Below are 17,874 nucleotides of genomic sequence, written 5' to 3'. Positions count from 1 at the left end.
CGTGCATCCCACCGCCCTGCGGGCGATCGACTTCCACGTCCACGTCGAACAGGACGCCCACGGAAACCTCGCCCTCGACCACGAGCTGATGGACGCCTCGGCCCGCTACTTCAGATCCGGCACCGACCGCACGCCCACCCTGGAGCACATCGCCGACCACTATCGCCAACGCCGGATCGGCGCGGTGGTGTTCACCGTGGACGCCTCGCACGCGCTCGGCCGTCCCGCCTTGTCCAGCGAGGACATCGCCGATGCCGCCGCCCACCACGCAGACGTGCTCATCCCCTTCGGCTCGGTCGACCCGCACGACCCGGCCGCCGCGGACCGCGCCCGGAGCCTGGTCAACGACCACGGCGCGCGCGGCTTCAAGTTCCACCCGAGCCTGCAGGACTTCAGCCCCGACCACGAGCGCCACTACCCGCTCTACGAGACCATTCAGGAGCTGGGCGTCCCGGCACTCTTCCACACCGGCCAGACCGGCATCGGCGCCGGGCTGCCCGGCGGACGCGGCATCAAGCTGGGCCGGTCGAACCCGATGCTGCTCGACGAGGTCGCCGCCGACTTCCCCGGCCTCACCATCGTCCTGGCCCACCCCTCGGTCCCCTGGCAGGACGAAGCCATCGCCATGGCCACCCACAAGGCCAACGTCTACATCGACCTGTCCGGCTGGTCCCCCAGGTATTTCCCGCCCCAGCTCGTCAAGGCCGCCTCCACCTACCTCAGTCACAAGGTGCTGTTCGGCTCCGACTTTCCCCTCCTGACGCCCGAACGCTGGCTCAGCGAATTCAACGACCTCGAAACCATCACACCCGAGGCCAGATCACTGATCCTCAAGAAGAACGCCCAACTCGTCCTCGGCTTGGACGAGGCCGCCCTCGAACTCGACAGGGAGTGACGAGGCGCACCGCTGGACGACATCTCCCCAAGACCGCCACCTCGATGGACCCCTGCGGCGGAGAAACGATCGGCGCCGTGAACAATGGACCTTGAATTGCGTCACCTGCACACCGTGTGCGCGATCGCCGAAACCGGCAGCCTGACGAAGGCCGCCGCGGCCATGCACATATCCCAGCCCGCGCTGACCGCGAGGCTCAAACAGATCGAAGGCGAACTCGGCGCCGCGCTGTTCGACCGCAGCAGCCGCGGGATGCTGCCGACACCGGTCGGCGAGCTCGTCCTCCTGCAGGCGCGCGCGATCCTGCACGGCGTCGCCGGGCTCCGGGGCAGCGTCACGCGATCACGGCAGTCCGGTGGCGCGTCCATCAGCCTCGGCGGCGTATGCAGGGGCCACCTCGCGATCGGCCTGGCCGAACGGCTCGGCGACCACCTCGACGGCGCCGACGTCCGGCTGACCCTGCACTACTCCCCGTCGCTGCTCTGGGACCTCGTCGGCGCCGGCCGGTTCGACCTCGCCACGACGGTGGACTACCGAGGCTACGAACTGCGGCCCTCCGCGGAGGTGCGGTGCGCCACGATCGTCCGGGAACCGATCTTCCTCGCGCTGCCCGCGGCCGACCCGCTCGCCCGCCTGAGCGAGGTCCCGCTGGGCGATCTCGCCGACCGGACCTGGATCATGGGTCCCCCGGACGGCGCGGGCTGGCCCGACTGCTTCATCGCCACCTGCGGGCAGGCCGGATTCGAACCCCGGGTGCGCTACATCACCCCGAGCCCCGACTCCGTCCGCGCCCTCGTGGCGGCCGGACGGGGCGTCGCCGCCTGCCAGGCCGCCTGCGGTCCCGCTCCCGGACTCGCCATCCGGCCGATCGCCGGGCGTCCCCTCACGCTGCGGCACGTCCTCCTCAGCCCCCGGGACGGGCGGCTCGCCGACCGGATGACCACCATGCTGGAACTGGCGCGGGCAGCATACTGGTCCCATATCCGCGACCAAACCGACTTCTACCACCTGCTGCGCACAGAGCCGAGCATCGCCCACGGCGCCTGACAAGCCGGCCTATCATCGGCCGCCGTAAACCGATCCGGGATCAGCGCACCCGAATAAAAGAATCCGATGCCGTATATCGGCACCGTTCTTCCATCGAGGTTCGGGATCACAAGCGATCGAGTGTCCTCTACCCAAGCCCAGGCCATACCGAAATCGATTCGTTCGGTTTATGCCAAAGAGAAGTTCCTGCTCAACGCGCCGACGCCCGGCTTCGCATTCCGGATGACATGATCAACCGTTGACGGCGGGCCGGGCGGTCGCCTACCGTCCGGAGGCGAAGGAAACAAATCCCGGGAGTAGCCCCCCGCTGATGCGCCCGCAAAGGCGCATCGAACTTCACCCGAGGAGATTCATGAAAATGCGAACCGGCGTGGCGATCGCCGCTTCGGCGGCATTGCTGGGCATGACGGCCGGCATGACGCCGGCGTCGGCCCGGGAGACCCGCCTGGCCGAGGTGATCAAGGACGTCGCCTACGCTCCCGCGCAGCCCGCGACCAGCAAGGGCCACCTGCTCGACCTCTACCTGCCGGCCGGCGGCGAGGCCCGTCCGCTGGTGATCTGGACGGCGGGTTCGGCCTGGCAGCGCGACGACGGCAAGTCGCGTGCCGACAGCTTCGCCGGCGTCCTCAACGCCAGGGGGTACGCCGTGGCCGGGGTCAGCATCCGGTCCAGCTCGCAGGCGCAGTTCCCGGCCCAGGTCTACGACTTCAAGGCCGCGATCCGCTTCCTGCGCGCGAACGCCGCCAAGTACCGGCTCGACCCGAAGCGGTTCGCCTACATGGGCGACTCGTCCGGCGGCTGGACCACCCAGATGGCCACCCTCACCGGTGGCGAGGAGTCCCTGGAAGGCGACATCGGCACCACCGGCCAGCCCAGCAACGTGCAGGCCGGTGTCGCCTTCTACGGCGTCAGCGACCTGAGCAAGCTGGGCGGCGGCGGGGGCAACAGCCCGCAGGAGAAACTGCTCGGCTGCGCTGTGACCGCCTGCAAAGAGAAGGCCGCCCAGGCCAGCCCCATCACCCACGTCGACAAATCCGATCCGCCGCTGATGCTCCTGCACGGCCAGGCCGACAGTGTCGTCAACCACGAACAGTCGGTGATGCTGTACCAGGCCCTCAAGGCGTCCTGCCGCGAGACCCAGTTCATCTCCGTGCCCGACGCCAACCACAACATGAACGACGTCATGAACCCGTCCCGCTTCGGCAAGCAGACGGGCTACACGGTCAGCAACTGCAAGGAGACCGTCAGCAACGGCAGTCCCAATCCCACCTGGGATCACATCATCACGTTCCTCGATACCGCACTCGGCACCGGCGTCACGCGGTCACACGACCACGGTTAGAACCCGTTCGGCGGACCCGTCCAACGCCCTTGACCGCGCTCAGTGGGGCGGCCCGCCTCGCCGCGTGAGGCACGTGATGCCGACACGCGAATGAAGAACGCCGGTGCCACCGCCGGGGCCACAGCCCGGCGGTGGCACCGGCGCTGTCAGCGCCCAGCCCCGCCACGAGGACTGCCCAAGCGAGGCCCACGTCTCGGACGCGAACGCGACCGTCGCGACGCCTGCGATGAGCGCTCCGTTATCCCCGCGAGTGGCGTCCGAGACCCGCGCCGAGGATCGGGCCCGAGCAGATCTGCGTGGTGAACAGCGCAAGGCCCAGGTGGGAAGAGGCCGAGATGATCGAGGTCGAGGCCGACTTCACGCCAAGCCGCTGCGGCGGTTCGATCTCGCTGACGCCCCGGCCCATGTCCAGCGTCAGGAAGGCGATCCGGATCTGTTCGCGGGCATGGGTGTGCCCGGTCCAGCTTCCCTACCCCTGTAGAGAGAGGCCGGACCGGGCACGTTCTGACTGTGTTAGTGGTCGCTGCTGGTGGTGTCCCGGATCGCGGTGTCAGCGGATCCGGGTGGGGTCAGGACCGCCTGCTGGTGGCAGGTGGTGCCTGGGGGCTGACGGCGACCTTCCACAGGGCGTGGGCGATCGCGTCGGAGCAGCGGTCCAGGGCGGTGGTGTCGATGTTGTCGGGGTAGCGGTCGCAGGCCTGGTGGTAGCAGCGGTCGAAGGCCTGGTTGGCGGTGCCGCCCCATTTTTGTGCCTGGGCGGCGGATTTTTTGGCCGGGGCGCCGGTGAACAGGAAGGTGGTGGCGATGCCGGCGTCGCGGAAGGAGCCGTCGTCGCTGCAGCATTCGGCGACTTCTTCGGTGGGGATCTTCAGGGTGTCGAAGTATTCCTTGAGGTTGCCGGCCAGGGGGGTGCTGAGGTTGTCGATGAAGTAGCCGGGGTTGGGGGAGCCGACCATGTCGAAGTTGAAGTAGCCCTTGATCTTGGTCTTTTCGGCGGCGGTGAGGCGGCCGACGTAGGATTTGGAGCCGCGCAGGCCCTGTTCTTCGTCGGTCCACCAGCCGAAGCGGACGTGGTTGAGCATGGCGGGTTTGGCTTTGGCGAGCTGGAGTGCGACCTCCAGCTGGGCGGCCGAGCCGGTGCCGTTGTCGTTGATGCCCGGTCCGGCGGCGACGCTGTCGAGGTGGGCGCCGAACATGTAGACGGTGTTGTCGTTGCCGCCGGGCCAGTCGGCGATCAGGTTGGGTCCGGCGCCGCTGGTGCAGCCGGAGGTGCAGGGCTGGCGGGCCACGGTGAACCCGGCCTCTTTGAGCTTGCCCTCGATGTAGGACACCGAGCCGGTGTAGCCGGCGCCGGTGGAGCGGCGGGTGCCGCCGTTGGCCGTCGCGATCGTCTGCAGCTGCTGCAGGTGCGCCTTGACGTTCTCGACAGGGACGTCAGGCGCCGCCGTTACTTTTGGGGAACCACCGCCGATCGTGTAGGCGCTCGTGTCGCCGACACCCGGGGTGCAGGTCGGGTCACCGGACTGCGCGCCCAGCTGGACGGCGTCCCACGCCGCCTTGACCTTGTTGAACTGCTCACAGGTCTTGTCGAGGTTCTTCGCCGCGGTCAGCGTCAGCGTCCGGTACTTGGGGTAGCTCGTGCCGGAGGTCTTGAGCATCATCGCGTTGTAGAAGATCTTCGCGGCGTTCATGACGCCGATCCCCGTCAGCTGGCCACCGGCGCAGACCGGGCTGTTCGGCTTGCCGTTGCCCGGGCTGGAGCCCTCGGCGAGCAGGTAGAACCAGTGGTTGCCCGGACCGGCCGCCTTGTGGACCTCCATCCGCGGGACGGAGGCGGAGTAGCAGTTCGGGTCGTTGTTGACCTGCGACGGGTTGTACATGTTGCGGATCGGGCCGTTCCCGACCAGGTTGACGAGCTCACCGACGGTGTAGTCGGGGGTGTCGGCCGGGTTGTTGAGGAAGTGCTCGACGACCGCGCCCCACACGTCTCCGACGAACTCCTGGGTCCCGCCGCCGGACATGCCGCCCGGGGTGAAGTTGTCCAGGCCGTGGCCGAACTCGTGGTCCACCACGTCGGTCGAGGTGATCCACTGGTTGCTCTGGTTGTGGCCGAAGCTGGCGTCGGAGCCGTTCCAGTAGGCGTTGACCTCGTTGAGGCCGACCTTCGCCGGGGCCCACTGGTTGTTGCGCAGGCCGGTACGCCCGAAGCTCTTCAGCAGGTCCCAGAAGCCGGCGGCGGCGTACATGACGTCCACGCAGCCGGCTTCCTTGTCGGTCTTGGACGTGCTGCCCCAGGTGTCGTCCGGGCCGGTGAAGATCCGGTTGCCGCTGTGGTCGGCGCACGTCATGCCGGCCCGGTTCGGGTCGCGCATCGTGTAGCTGCCGCCGGACTGCGTCGTCCCGATGGTCAGGTTCGGGCCCTCCCAGATACCGGTGCCCGTACCCGCGTGGATGGTCTCCTGCTCATCGAAGCGCTTGCCGGTCTGGGCGTCGATGTAGACCTTCTTGCGGCTCGGCTGCTTGCCGTCGCGGCCGGAGACGACCGTCTCCCACGCGAGCCGGGGCTTGGACAGCGCGTGCACGACCAGGCGCGGCTTGAGCTCGGTGCCGTCGGGCTTGGTCAGCGCGCTGCGGGAGCTGCCCGCGGCCGCGGACTCGCTGACCTTCGGGGTGACGCCGACCGTGATCTGCTGCTTCTGCGCCACCGACAGGGTGCGCACCTGGCCCTTCCCGTCGGTCGCGACGACGAAGTCGCCGCCGACCACGGGAAGGCCGTGGTACGTGCGCTCATAGGCGACGTAGTACTGGTCCCACGGCGTGCCGACCACCTGCGACCGGATGTACTTCTCGTCCTTTCCGGTGTGCAGGTCGGCGGCGTTCTCGGCGATCAGCCGGTCCGCCGACGCCATCGCGGCCGCCTTCGGATCGGCCTTCTTTCCTTGGCTGCTCTGGGTGGACGTCATGGCGGGAGCCGCCATGCCCGTGACCGCGAGCGCGGTGACCACGGTGGTCACGAGGAGATGATTTCTGCGTTTCACAGCCGCATGCCTCCATCAGGGCGGGGGTGAGGCCGCCCCGTGGGGTCGGGGCGGCGGCCGACGCGACGACGGAACCGGGAATGGCGACGCGCACACGGACTGGGGAGCTGTGCGGCGCGTGGACGGTCATCGCGTCTTACGCAGATGAGATTGACATCTCATGAACGCTTGGGGGCCCTCGCATTTGGGCATAGCTCCGCGGCTATACGGCTTGAGCTGCGCGGCTTTCGCGAAAACTGCCAAATTGCCGCGGCGGGCAGGGTCGCGCGCACCGCCGCAGACCCGGCCGTTCCCAGCCCGCGCCGCCTGTGAAGGCTTGCCGTATCGAATAGGCGTTCGCCGCATCACCCTTCCGCTTGAGGGCCGATCGAGTCCCATCCGGATGATCGTCATGGCCCTGCTGCAATGGGCCCGGCACCATTCCCGATTGCGACGGCCCCACTCCCCGGGTGAGGCCGTCGTCCGGCATTACGCAGACGGGGAGGCCGAAGTTCGGGATCCGGCTCCGGTCATACTGGGGGCCGACGAGCAGATCCCCGGGGAGCGGCCGCATGCCCATCGACGAGCGTACGAACGTCGTCCCCGGCGGCCCGCCGTCCGACGCCCCCGTGCCGGACGCCGCGTCGAACGGGATCGGGCTGGCCCGCCGCCGCGCCGGCGCCACCGGACTGGACGGCGCGCAGCCGGCCGCGTTCGCCGGCGCCGCCGATGTGGTCGGCTGGTTCGGGGCGCTGCAGTCGCAGGACTACCACCCCGCGAAGTGGGCCGTCGCGCAGCGGCTCGGCACCGGGGTCACGGACGCCGGCCTGGATCGCGTGTTCGACGACGGCGGCATCCTGCGCACGCATGTGCTGCGTCCGACATGGCACTTCGTGGCCCCCGCCGACCTGCGCTGGCTGCTGGGGCTGACGGCGCCGCGGGTGCACGCGCTCAACGCCTATCCCTACCGCCGCAGCGAGCTCGACGGCCCGCTGCTGCGCCGATCCACCGATCTGATCGCGGACGCCGTCGCCGGCGGAAACCACCTGACCCGCACGGAGGTCGCGGCGCTGCTCGCACGCCACGGCATCGCCGCGGCGGGTTTCAGGCTCGGATACATCCTCATGCACGCCGAACTGGAGCGGGTGATCTGCAGCGGACCGCTGCGGGGCAGGCAGCACACGTACGCCTTGCTTGAGGAGCGGGTCCCCCAGGCGCCGCACCTGGAACGCGAGGCGGCGCTGGCCGAGCTCGTCCGCCGGTACTTCACCGGCCATGGCCCGGCGACGGTGAAGGACCTGGCGTGGTGGTCGAGCCTCACCCGTGCCGACATCTCCGCTGGTCTCTCCCTTGCCGCCGAAACGCTGGAGAGCATCGACATCGGCGGCGTCACCTACTGGTCGGCGCCCGGAGAGGCTCCCGCGCCGGCGCCGTCCCCGTCGGTGCGGCTGTTGCAGGGGTACGACGAGTTCATCGTCGGCTACAGGCAGAGCAAACACCTGCTCGACCTCGCCGGTCTGGCGTCGGCGGCATCGGAGGAGACCTCCCTCCCGAACGGCGTCATCCTGGTCGACACGCAGGTGACAGGCCGCTGGAAGCGCACGGTCAGGGCCGGAGGCGTCGCGGTCGAAGCGGCGCTCTACCGGCCGTTCGACGCCGCCGAGACCGCCGCGCTCCAGGCCGCGGCCGACGAGCTGGGCGCGTTCCTCGGTGTCCGCGCAGTCGTTTCGACGAGGCTGTTGTAAAGCCGGTCCCGGCGACCGCTCCGCCCCGGACGTTCGTCACGGCTGCGCGGCGTCGACGGTTCTGCGGGAACATTCGTTCAAGACCGGCAGGCGGCCGTCCACGCATCATCCCTTCCATGAGTGAGTACGACGTCGAGTCCCCGCATGGGATGCACGTGGTCCACGACGGCCCGCGGCACGCGCCCGCGCTGGTGCTCATCCACCGATCGGGGGCCGCGGGAACCTTCTGGAGCCCGGTGGTCCCTGCGCTTGCCGAACATCACCACGTCATCCGCGTCGACCTTCCGGGCTGCGGCCAGTCCCCTCCCGCACCGTCGTACGAGGTGCCCCGCCAGGCGGACCGGGTCGCCGCGCTGCTCGACGACCTCGGGCTTCGCCACGTCACCGTGGTCGGGCACTCCAGCGGCGGCTACGTCGCCACCTCGCTCGCCGAGCGGCGCCCCGGGCTGGTGGGCTCGCTCGCGTTGATCAGCACCGGCCCGAGTACCGGCGCGCTGCTCCCCGAGCCGCCGATCCTCAGGTTCCTGCTGGGCCCGCCGCTCGGCCCGCTGCTGTGGACACGGCGTTCGGACGCGCGGATCCGCAGCGCGATCGACGCGACGGCCGCGCGCCCGGTCGACCTCCCGGACGATCTGGTCCGCGATGTCCAGAGGATCACTTACCGCGCGTTCAGGGCGGTGTTGCGCTGCTATGGCGCGTACCTCGCCGAGCGGAGCGTGCCCGAGCGCCTCGCCGCCCTCGGCGTCCCGGTGCTGGTGATCTTCGGTGATGCCGATCCCCGCTGGGACCCGTCGTCGGCCCGCCAGTACGACGCGGTGCCGGGCGCACGGGTCGAGATGGTCCCCGGCGTCGGGCACCTGCCCGTCTTCGAGGCGCCCCAGGCCACGGGCGGGCTGCTGCTGGACTTCGTGGCGGCGGGCCGCGACGCCGGCGGGCCCGTGGCCCCCAAGGGTTAGTCTCGGCACATGCCGCCGAGCGGAGCATCATTCGACTGGACGTGGGTGGACGTGGCCGTCCCGCGCCGGACGCATCGCCTGCCCGGGGTCGGCATGGCCGGATTCCGTCAGCGCTTCTCCGCGCCCGTGGACATCGCGATGGTCGCGCATCCGTCCGTCACCCTGATCGTGGATCTGAGCGAGGACGGGGGCATCGTCCACGACGCGCACGGGCGGCGCCGGCGGGGCAGCTTCGTCGCCGGGCTCCTCCCGGACCGGCTCCGGGCGGGCGGGCGGAGCGGCGAGTGCCTCCAGATCCGCCTGTCGCCGATCGCCGCGGCGGCGGTGCTCGGCGCATCGGCCGAGCTCAGCGGGATGGTGGTCCCCCTGGAGGACGTCTGGGGCCGCGCCGCCGGGCGGTTCGAGGAGCGGCTGCGGGCCGCCGCGTCGTGGGACGAGCGGTTCGCGATCACGAGGGACCTCCTCGTCCGGCGGCCGGCCCTCAGGGACGTCGATCCCGAGGTCGCCCACATCTGGCGCCGGACGCTCGGCGGCCGGGGACGCGTCAGGGTCGACGAGCTGGCCGGCGACGTCGGGTGGAGCCGCAAGCGCCTGTGGTCGCGCTTCCGGACCCAGCTCGGCATCACGCCCAAACGCGCCGCCCGGCTGGTGCGCTTCGACCACGCCGCCCATCTTCTCGCGGCGGGTCACGGCGCCGCGGCCGCCGCCGCCCGGAGCGGCTACGCCGACCAGGCCCACCTCCACCGCGAGGTCACGTCGTTCACCGGGCTCACGCCCACGGCCGTCGCCGACGCGCCCTGGCTCGCGATCGACGACGTCGCGTGGCCGGACTCATGGCCGGGCCGACCTGCGACGATCCCCGCCGTCCGCTGAACGGCCCGGGCACGAGGCGGGGCCGCCCCGCGCCCACCGATCCCGGCAGCCATAGGGTGATGCTTTCGCGGCCGGACGAATTGGCCGACTATCTGGTCCGGGCCTCCGCCGTCGGCCCGCCGCCCCTTTCCGCCTTTTCGAAATCGAGATGCGCGGCCCGCACCGGGACAGTAGCGTTGCGCCTCGTCACATGAGGGGGAGGACAATACCGGTGGCGAAGCTGAATCAGATCATCGCGGTCGAGAAGGGCGCGAAGTCGCGCGCGCAGCGTGAGCTGACCGACATCCATCACCGCGTTCAGAAGATGCCGCTGCTGACGGGGATCTCCCGGACCTACCAGCCGCTCGACGACGAGGGCGAGGTCCTGCCGCCCGAGTCGACGCGGGTGCAGGTGAAGGCCGAGGAGATGCTGGCCGAGGCGGCGAGGGCGCTCACCCGGCTCTTCGACGTCGTGGCGACGAAGGACTGGGCGAACTGCGACGCCCGCGCCGACGTGGTCGTGGACGGGCGGACGATCCTCGCGCAGGTCCCCGTCTCGTATCTGCTCTTCCTGGAGAAGCAGCTCACCGACCTCCACACGTTCGTGGACAAGCTTCCGGTGCTGGACGCCGCCGAGTCGTGGACGTTCGACGAGTCCGCGGACGTGTGGCGGACCGAGCCGGTGAAGACGACGCGGACCAAGAAGATCCCGCGTGCGCACGTGCTGTACGAGGCGACCACGGAGCACCCCGCGCAGGTGGAGACCTACACCGAGGACGTCATCGTCGGGACGTGGACGAAGACCGCGTTCTCCGGCTCACTTCCTGCCCGGCGCGTGAACGAGCTGCGTGAGCGCGTCGCCAAGCTGCAGTCCGCGGTGAAGTTCGCGCGCGAGGAGGCCAACGGCATCGAGGTGACCGACAGGAAGGTCGGCGAGGCGGTGTTCGCCTACCTTTTCTCCTGACCGAGGACTCCCCCGCTGGAGCGCGGGGGCCGGGGCGCAGGCCCCGGAAGCTGAGAATGAAGTTCAATCTGAAACGCGGTGACAGTGGAGGTTCGAGTCCTCCCCCGGGCATTCGGGCCCGGGTGGCCCAACAGGCAGAGGCAGCCCGTCACACTCAGATTCTCGCTCCAGACTCAGCACTCTCCGCTCATCGCCGGATCGAGCGGAGGCGGACGGCACTCGCTGGATGCCAGTTCGAATCTGGCCCGCGGCTCTTCCTGCCGCGGTAGCTCAAGGGCAGAGCACAGCGGCCTCAGGACTGATCCGCCTCCTTAAACGCCGTCGGCGTGTGCACGTGGGCGGAACACCGAGGGCCCCGGAGCATGGGCATGCTCCGGGGCCCGCTGCCGTCACGTGCGAGGAGTCTCAGAGCGCCCGCCCTTGACCGTGCCGCGCCGGGCGGCGCCTTCTCCTGGACGAGCATCGCGCCCCCACCGGAGAGTGCCGGTCGGAAGGAGCTTCGGCCATGCCGCGCGTCTTCTCCAGCCGGTGACGCCGGGATGAGGATTCATTCGATGGATCACGCGGACATGAAACGATCGCGTCATGCTGGACGAGGTGGACCGCGGCCTGGTCCACGCGCTGCACGTCGACGGGCGGGCGCCCTTCAGCAGGATCGCCGACGTCCTCGGCGTCTCCACGCAGACCGTGGCCCGCCGCTACCGGCGCCTGCGCGCGCACGCGGGACTGCGGGTGGTGGGCCTCGCCGAGCGGGACAGGGCGGGCCTTTCCTCATGGGTCGTGCGTCTCACGACCACGCCCACCGCCTCCCAGGCCGTCGCGCACTCGCTGGCCCGGCGCGCCGACACCTCCTGGGTCAAGCTGACCTCCGGTGGCACGGAGATCTTCGCGGTCGTCCAGGCGCCGCACGACGCCGACGCGTCGCGCTCGCTGCTGCTGCACGACATCCCGCGCCGAGGCGGGATCACCGCGGTGTCGGCGCACCTGATGCTGCACACGTACCTCGGCGGCCCCACCACCTGGCGCGGGCGGCTTCGGGCACTCACCCCCGCGCAGCAGGAACGGCTCGCGCCCCCCGCCGTCCCCCCGGGCGGGCATGCACCGCCGCCCGCCGACGCGGACCGGCGTCTCATCGAGGCCCTCGGGCAGGACGGCCGCGCCTCCTACTCCGTCCTCGCCGCGGCCACCGGCTGGTCCCAGGCCACGGTGGCGCGCCGCCTCACCGGCCTGCGCGCCTCCGGTGCCCTCTTCTTCGACGTCGAGATCGACACCGCCGTCTACGGGGTCACCACCCAGGCCCTGCTGTGGATGTCGATCGCGCCCGCCCACCTTGAGGACGTGGCGTCCGCGCTCGCGACCCACGACGAGCTCGCGGTCGTCGCGGCCACCACCGGCCCCACCAACCTGCTCGCCCAGGCGCTGTGCGCCTCCCCCGCCGACCTCTACCACTACCTGACCTGCAAGCTCAGCGCGCTCGAACAGATCGGCGCGATCGAGACCGCGCCGGTGCTGCGGACCGTCAAGGCCGCCGGGACGCTGCCCGGCGGGCGGCCGCCGAGGTGAGCGGCGCGACGGCCCCGGCCGCCGACGGACGCTCCTCCCCTCCGGGCGCCGCCCGCCACGTACCCCGCCGGGTCGCCTGTGCCCGGGTCGCCGGGGTCAGCGCTCGAAGCGCCAGCGGGTCGCGCCGTGAGGTTCGGCGGTGGCCACTCCGAAGGCGACGTCGAAGGCGAGCCGGTAGAGATACCAGGGCGGGGGTCCCGCACTGGGCGCGCTGAAGGGGGCGGTCAGCGCGTCGCCCTCCGCTTCGGCGGGCCAGCCGCTCTCGCTGTAGGCGCGCGCGACCCTCTGCACCGTCGCGCCGTCGGTGACCCTGGTCGCCTCGCCTTCGAGGACCAGGTCCATCCCCTCCAGCCGCAGGGAGAGCGTGCACGCCGGGTTGGACGCCAGGTTGCGCGACTTGCGGGTGCGCGGCCCGCTGGTGAAGTAGATGTCATCACCGACCTTCAGGGCGCCGATCCCCGTGGAGTGGGGACGGCCGTCGGGCCCCGCCGTCGCGAGGAACCCCGCGGTCTCCATCTTGGGCAGGTCGGCTTCCACCCGGTTCCATGCCCTGCTCCAAGGCAGCGGCTTGTTCCCGTAGCCGTCGAGGTTGGTGGTCTGGACGGGCTCGTGCGCGGCCATGTGATCACCTCCGGTCGAATCGCGTGTCAAAGGGTGGACCATCACGCGACCCAGAAGTCATCGGAATCGGAACGGATGGCGGCGGCCGGGCGACCGTCCCCGGGGCGCGCGTGCCGCCGGACTCCGTGGGACCGGCCGACGGCCGGGTGTCCTCTTGCGGGCAATCCGGACTGACCGGGCGCCGAAGACGGGCCGGGGCGGGCATTCTGGCTTTCCGGAATCGGATGACCACTGGGGGGTGTCTGTCGTGGGCGAGGAGCGTGCGGCGCTGAACGTCATCGCGCTGGGTGCGCCCGGCGCGGGCAAGACGACCTATCTCGCGGCGTTGCACAACGAGGTGAAGAGCGATCCGTTCCCGGGTGTGGCGGTGTCACTGGCCCAGTCGGCGCAGGCGGCGGAACTCGACCGGATCCACCGGCAGGCCGCGGATCCGTGCCAGGAGTGGCCGGCGAGCACGCTGACGGGCGAGGGGATCAGGGAGTTCACCTTCCGCCTGGTCGTCGAGGCGTCGAGGATCACCTGGCGGAACCAGCTCGTCGGCAGCAGGTATCCGGTGCTGACGCTGACCTACCTCGACTACGCGGGCGAGTTCCTCCCCGACGCCGACCTGTTCCAGGAGGAGGCGGCCGAGTTCGACGAGCGTCTCGCCGCCGCGGACGCCCTGCTGGGCATCATCGACGGCCACCAGTTGCTGAAGTACATGCTGCGCTCCGGGCCGCGGGACGAAAAGGCGTTCCTGGACAACCTGGCGCGGGTGGTCGGGCGTCTCAAGGGCGCCGCGCAGCCCGTGCACTTCCTGGTGACCAAGTGGGATCTGTTCGAGGGTCGCTTCACGTTCACCGAGGTGCGCGACGCGCTGCTGGCCACGCCGCCCGAGACGGGGTTCGCGGTGTTCGTCGCCAACCGCACCTCCCGGCGCCAGCGGTTCAGGAAGTCGCTTCTGGGCCGGGTGCGCCTGATCCCCGTGAGCGGCTATGGCGGGGTCGCGTTCCTCGGCGAGGATATGACCGTGCAACGTGATCCGGGCGGGCGCCTCAGCCGGCAGAACGTGATCGTCCCGCTGGCGGCGGCCGTCGCCGACATCACCGACCACTTCGTGCAGATCGCGACCGTCCCGCGGGACCCGGCGGAGATCGAGGCGGACCGGCGCGCGGCCGTCGAGTTCGGGCGGGCGGCGCAGTCGGCGTCGGAACTGAAGGTCGGGCCGACCGGCGTGCACATCAACGTGTTCGCGGTCCTCACCGCGGCCCTGGTGGGGGTGCCCAAGGTCGGGCGGCTGCTGGTCGTCCCCGGCATGGCCCTCGGCCGGTCGGCGCGGCGGCAGTACCGCAGGGTCCGGGCGCGGCGGCTCGCCGGGGTGCGTACCGTGGAGGGCGCCGCGTTCTATCTCGCGAGCCTGATCGACGAGGAGATGCAGGCGTTCGACGCCCGCTTCCAGGAGTCGAAGCTGACCTACGAACCGCCCAGGCGGAGATGAGGGGGGCGCGCCGGTGGACGAGGGGGCGGTCCCATTCCTGCTGGCCCGCCGTTACTCGGTGGGCGAGCGGCTCATTCTCGGCCCGGACGGGGACGCCGGGCATGACCTGCGCCGGGCCGTCTCCCGGAACACCGGACGGGCGTTCCCCGCGGACCCGCGCTACCGCGTCGTCCCCTACGGATCCGGGCACCACGCCGTCTACAGGGAGATCGAGCTGACGGCGGCGGACCTCGATGTCCCCGGCCCCGTCCGGGACGAGCACGGACGCGCGATCCGCGCCATCGAGGGGCTCGCCGTCGCCGGGGAGCCGTCCTCGGTGGGCGCCGCCGACCTCGTCGCCGCCCACGAGCGCGGGCTCCGCAGGTATGCCGAGCTCTGGCGGGCCGAACGGGCCGAGCGGACACCCCGGACCCGTCCCGTCCCCGTGCCGGCGCGCCCCCGGGAACCGGAGCCCGCCGCCGCGCCGTCCCGCCCCGTGTGGATCTGGATCGTCCCGCCGGTGGCCGGGCTCGCCCTGCTCCTCCTGGTCATCATCCTGGTCCGCTGAGCACGACGGCCGCCGGGACGCCGGCCCGCTCACCACCGCGCCGCCGCGCGAGCGTGCCCGCGCCGGGACAGCAGCGACTCCAGCACCACGAGCCCGCCGAGGACGAGGACGGCCACGCCGATGACGCGCAGCCCGTCCTGCGCGGCTGAGACGAACGCCATGACGACGACGTCGTGCCCCGCCGCCGTCGTGCCGAGCGCCTGCGCCACGGTGTGCGGATCACCACCGGCGCGGACGTCCGGGGGGAGCGCGGCGACGAACCGCGCGGTGAGCACGCTGCCGATGACGGCGACGCCGAGCGCGCTGCCGAACTCGCGGGTGGTGGCCTGCAACCCGGCTCCGACCCCGGCCTGGGCGGTGGGCAGCGAGTTCGCGATGGCGCCGGAGAGCGTCGGCAGGGCCAGCGTCACGCCGGTCCCCGTCACGACGAGCCACGCCGCGTACGCGGCGTACGGGGTCCCCGCGCCGCCCGTGGACAGGCCGAGCAGCCCGCAGCCGACGAACAGGAAGGCCAGGGCGGTGGTGCTTTCGAGGCCGATGCGCCGCGACAGGCGTCCGGCGTGCCGCGTGCCGCAGATGATGGGGACGGTCATCGGGACGATCCCGAGGCCGGTCCGGAGGACGTCGAACCCCTTGCCGTACTGCAGGAACGACGCGTTGACGTAGAAGAGCGCGAACATGCCGAAGAAGATCGCCGTCATGCCCAGGCAGGCGCTGCGCAGTCCCGGGAGCCGGAACAGCCGGGGATCGACGAGCGGGTGCCCGACCTTCAGCTCCACGAGCGTCCACGCCGTGAACAGCAGGGCGGAGCACGCGAACCCGCCGATGACGACGGCGCTGCCCCAGCCCGCCTCCGGGCCCTGGACGATGCCGAGCAGGAGCGCGATCGACGCGCCGACGAGCAGGGCCGTGCCGAGCGGGTCGAGGCGGCGGTCATGGCGCGGCGACACCGGCGCGACGCGTCCGACGAGCACGGCGAGGGCCAGCGCGACGGGCACGGCGGCGGCGAACAGCCAGCGCCATGAGCCACCCGACAGGACGGCCCCGCCGCCGACGTTGCCGACGATCCCCCCGATGCCCGTCATCGACGCCCACGTCGCGATCGTCGTGTTCCTGCGCCCGGCGGGCACGGCGTGCAGCAGGACGGCGAGCGTGTTGGGCAGGACGGCGGCGGCACCGACCCCCGTGATCGCCCGGCCGGCGAGGAGCACCGGCACGTTCGGGGCCGCGGCCGACATCAGCGCGCCCGCCGCGAACAGGACCAGGCCGCAGAGGAGGACTCCCTTGCGCCCGAAGCGGTCCCCGGCGGCACCGCCGGGGATCACCAGGCAGGCGAAGAAGACCACGTAGGCGTCGACGATCCACACGAGCGCCGACGCGGACGGCGCCAGCGCGCTCGCGGCGAGCATGGGGACCGCGAGGTTCACGGCGGCGACCATCCCGATGACGAGCACGACGCATGCGCACATGACCGTCAGCAGGCCGCGCCGCGGGGCCGGGCGCGCCACCGGGTCCCGCGGCTCCGGAGCATGATCGCGGCTAGGGCTGTTGAGCTGCATGACCACGACGCTAGGGACATCTAGGAACATCGCGCCACGCAACCTCGGCAACGGCCTCTTGCGTACGATGCAACTATGGCGGACCATCTCGACTTGAACCTGCTGCGCGTGTTCGACGCGCTTCTCCAGGAGGGCGGCGTCACGGCCGCGTCCGAGCGCCTCCACCTGTCCGTCCCGGCGACCAGCCGGGCGCTCGGACGGCTGCGGCGGGCGATGGGCGATCCGATCCTGGTGCGCGCGGGCCGCGGGATGGCCCCGACACCGTTCGCGCTCCGCGCCGCCCCGCGGGTGCGGTCGCTGCTCGACGAGGCGTCGGCGCTGATCAGCGCCGACCGCGAGGTCACTCCCGCCGAGCTGGAGCGCACGTTCACGATCCGCATCAACGACGGAGTGGCCGCGACCCTTGTCACGGCGGCGGTCGAGGCCACGGCCGCCGCCGCACCCGGGGTGACCCTGCGCTTCGTCGCCGAGGGCGGCGAGAGCGACGAGGCCCTGCGCGGCGGCTCGGTCGACCTGGACATCGGCGCCGGCGACGTCACGGCCCCCGACCTCCGCACGGCCGTGCTGTACAGGGACCGGCACGTCGGGATCGTCCGCGCCGGCAGCCCGCTGGCCCGCCTGCGCCGGCCGGCCCTGGAGGACGTCTGCCGGTATCCCCACGTGTCGGCCTCCCGGCGCGGGCGGGCGCGCGGGCCGCTCGACGCCGTGCTGGACGCGGCGGGCCTCCAGCGCCGCGTCGCCGCCGTCGTCCCCACCTTCGCCGTCGCCGCACTCCTCGTCGCGTCCAGCCACTATGTCGGGCTGGTCCCCCAGCGCCTCGCCGAGCAGCACGGCCGGGCCCTCGGCATCACCTGGTTCCCCATCCCCGCGACGCTTCCGGCTCTCGACGTGCGGCTGCTCTGGCACGCGCGGCTCGATGCCGATCCCGCGCAACGCTGGCTCCGCCGGACGATCCTCGATCAGGCGTCCCTTCCCCGGGGCGCAGGGGCCGGTGGCCGCTGAGGGACCGTCCCCGCGGGCCGGGTCACCGCCACGGCCGGCCGAACCCGATATCACACGGTATTGGCGCCCGATCGGGCGGAGCCGCACGCCGATCGCCCATCGACTTCCTCTGAACGATGTGCGCACGCGACCATTGCTCTAGGTCATTGCGAAGTGACAGGTGACGGCCCTGGAAATCGGCATCGACGCACGTCGTTGACAGCGATGCCCAGCGTGCCGATCCCCGGCCATAGCGTCACCGCGAGGCTGGTCTTAATGGTAACAACCTGTTCGTCCCGACTCGAACA

Annotated in this window: 14 protein-coding genes; 11 read left to right on the top strand and 3 right to left on the bottom strand. The window is 71.3% G+C overall.

All coding sequences use genetic code 11. The features are described from left to right. The first annotated feature begins 1 nt into the window (after position 1). The 3 genes from AGRA3207_RS36120 to AGRA3207_RS36110 all read left to right on the top strand — a co-directional run bounded on the left by AGRA3207_RS36120 (position 2) and on the right by AGRA3207_RS36110 (position 3,284). Positions 2-895 carry an amidohydrolase family protein gene (locus AGRA3207_RS36120; RefSeq protein ID WP_231331801.1) on the top strand — a complete coding sequence of 298 codons (894 nt, stop codon included), beginning with the start codon at positions 2-4 and terminating at the stop codon, positions 893-895. An 84-nt stretch (positions 896-979) separates the two neighbouring features. Continuing rightward, positions 980-1,942 carry a LysR family transcriptional regulator gene (locus AGRA3207_RS36115; RefSeq protein ID WP_231331800.1) on the top strand — a complete coding sequence of 321 codons (963 nt, stop codon included), beginning with the start codon at positions 980-982 and terminating at the stop codon, positions 1,940-1,942. Positions 1,943-2,294: 352 nt separating this feature from the next. Continuing rightward, complete coding sequence (locus AGRA3207_RS36110; RefSeq protein ID WP_231331799.1) at positions 2,295-3,284, top strand: prolyl oligopeptidase family serine peptidase; 990 nt, start codon at positions 2,295-2,297, stop codon at positions 3,282-3,284. Positions 3,285-3,853: 569 nt separating this feature from the next. Here AGRA3207_RS36110 and AGRA3207_RS36105 read toward each other — a convergent pair. Beyond that, positions 3,854-6,298 (bottom strand): M28 family peptidase, encoded by a 2,445-nt coding sequence (locus AGRA3207_RS36105; RefSeq protein WP_231331798.1) that lies wholly within the window; start codon positions 6,296-6,298, stop codon positions 3,854-3,856. 575 nt (positions 6,299-6,873) lie between these two features. Here AGRA3207_RS36105 and AGRA3207_RS36100 point away from each other — a divergent pair. From AGRA3207_RS36100 to AGRA3207_RS36080, 5 genes are all read left to right on the top strand, one after another. Next, positions 6,874-8,046, top strand: a complete 1,173-nt coding sequence (locus AGRA3207_RS36100) for a winged helix DNA-binding domain-containing protein (protein ID WP_231331797.1) — start codon at positions 6,874-6,876, stop codon at positions 8,044-8,046. Positions 8,047-8,162: 116 nt separating this feature from the next. Further along, the gene (locus tag AGRA3207_RS36095; RefSeq protein WP_231331796.1) at positions 8,163-9,002 is read left to right on the top strand and encodes an alpha/beta fold hydrolase; all 840 of its coding nucleotides are present in this window, start codon (positions 8,163-8,165) and stop codon (positions 9,000-9,002) included. Between the two features lie 9 nt (positions 9,003-9,011). Further along, positions 9,012-9,875 (top strand): helix-turn-helix domain-containing protein, encoded by an 864-nt coding sequence (locus AGRA3207_RS36090; protein ID WP_231331794.1) that lies wholly within the window; start codon positions 9,012-9,014, stop codon positions 9,873-9,875. A gap of 211 nt (positions 9,876-10,086) precedes the next feature. Further along, complete coding sequence (locus AGRA3207_RS36085; RefSeq protein WP_231331792.1) at positions 10,087-10,818, top strand: DUF7873 family protein; 732 nt, start codon at positions 10,087-10,089, stop codon at positions 10,816-10,818. Positions 10,819-11,403: 585 nt separating this feature from the next. After that, the gene (locus AGRA3207_RS36080; protein ID WP_231331791.1) at positions 11,404-12,381 is read left to right on the top strand and encodes an Lrp/AsnC family transcriptional regulator; all 978 of its coding nucleotides are present in this window, start codon (positions 11,404-11,406) and stop codon (positions 12,379-12,381) included. Positions 12,382-12,477: 96 nt separating this feature from the next. Here AGRA3207_RS36080 and AGRA3207_RS36075 read toward each other — a convergent pair whose 3' ends face one another. Then, complete coding sequence (locus AGRA3207_RS36075; RefSeq protein ID WP_231331789.1) at positions 12,478-13,002, bottom strand: pyridoxamine 5'-phosphate oxidase family protein; 525 nt, start codon at positions 13,000-13,002, stop codon at positions 12,478-12,480. 247 nt (positions 13,003-13,249) lie between these two features. Here AGRA3207_RS36075 and AGRA3207_RS36070 point away from each other — a divergent pair, with 247 nt between their 5' ends. Together AGRA3207_RS36070 and AGRA3207_RS36065 are read left to right on the top strand one after the other, a co-directional pair. Next, a complete protein-coding gene (locus tag AGRA3207_RS36070; RefSeq protein ID WP_231331788.1) occupies positions 13,250-14,479 on the top strand; it encodes a hypothetical protein in 1,230 nt (409 codons plus the stop codon). A gap of 13 nt (positions 14,480-14,492) precedes the next feature. Beyond that, entirely contained in the window at positions 14,493-15,026 is a 534-nt protein-coding gene (locus AGRA3207_RS36065; RefSeq protein ID WP_231331786.1) for a hypothetical protein, read from the top strand. 29 nt (positions 15,027-15,055) lie between these two features. Here AGRA3207_RS36065 and AGRA3207_RS36060 read toward each other — a convergent pair whose 3' ends face one another. Further along, positions 15,056-16,585 (bottom strand): MFS transporter, encoded by a 1,530-nt coding sequence (locus tag AGRA3207_RS36060; RefSeq protein WP_231331784.1) that lies wholly within the window; start codon positions 16,583-16,585, stop codon positions 15,056-15,058. Between the two features lie 75 nt (positions 16,586-16,660). Between AGRA3207_RS36060 and AGRA3207_RS36055 the strand changes: the two genes are divergently transcribed. Next, a complete protein-coding gene (locus AGRA3207_RS36055) occupies positions 16,661-17,587 on the top strand; it encodes a LysR family transcriptional regulator (protein ID WP_231331782.1) in 927 nt (308 codons plus the stop codon). The last annotated feature ends 287 nt before the right edge of the window (positions 17,588-17,874 follow it).

The organism is Actinomadura graeca (assembly GCF_019175365.1).
Lineage (GTDB): Bacteria > Actinomycetota > Actinomycetes > Streptosporangiales > Streptosporangiaceae > Spirillospora > Spirillospora graeca.
Note: the sequence above shows the minus strand (reverse complement) of the source record. Positions and strands in the feature narration are given on the sequence as shown.

Coding starts and splice junctions, on each gene's coding strand:
- AGRA3207_RS36075 (WP_231331789.1), bottom strand. CDS start 13,002: ATGGCCGCGCACGAGCCCGTCCAGACCACCAACCTCGACGGCTACGGG.
- AGRA3207_RS36055 (WP_231331782.1), top strand. CDS start 16,661: ATGGCGGACCATCTCGACTTGAACCTGCTGCGCGTGTTCGACGCGCTT.
- AGRA3207_RS36110 (WP_231331799.1), top strand. CDS start 2,295: ATGAAAATGCGAACCGGCGTGGCGATCGCCGCTTCGGCGGCATTGCTG.
- AGRA3207_RS36080 (WP_231331791.1), top strand. CDS start 11,404: ATGCTGGACGAGGTGGACCGCGGCCTGGTCCACGCGCTGCACGTCGAC.
- AGRA3207_RS36115 (WP_231331800.1), top strand. CDS start 980: ATGGACCTTGAATTGCGTCACCTGCACACCGTGTGCGCGATCGCCGAA.
- AGRA3207_RS36060 (WP_231331784.1), bottom strand. CDS start 16,585: ATGCAGCTCAACAGCCCTAGCCGCGATCATGCTCCGGAGCCGCGGGAC.
- AGRA3207_RS36095 (WP_231331796.1), top strand. CDS start 8,163: ATGAGTGAGTACGACGTCGAGTCCCCGCATGGGATGCACGTGGTCCAC.
- AGRA3207_RS36100 (WP_231331797.1), top strand. CDS start 6,874: ATGCCCATCGACGAGCGTACGAACGTCGTCCCCGGCGGCCCGCCGTCC.
- AGRA3207_RS36090 (WP_231331794.1), top strand. CDS start 9,012: ATGCCGCCGAGCGGAGCATCATTCGACTGGACGTGGGTGGACGTGGCC.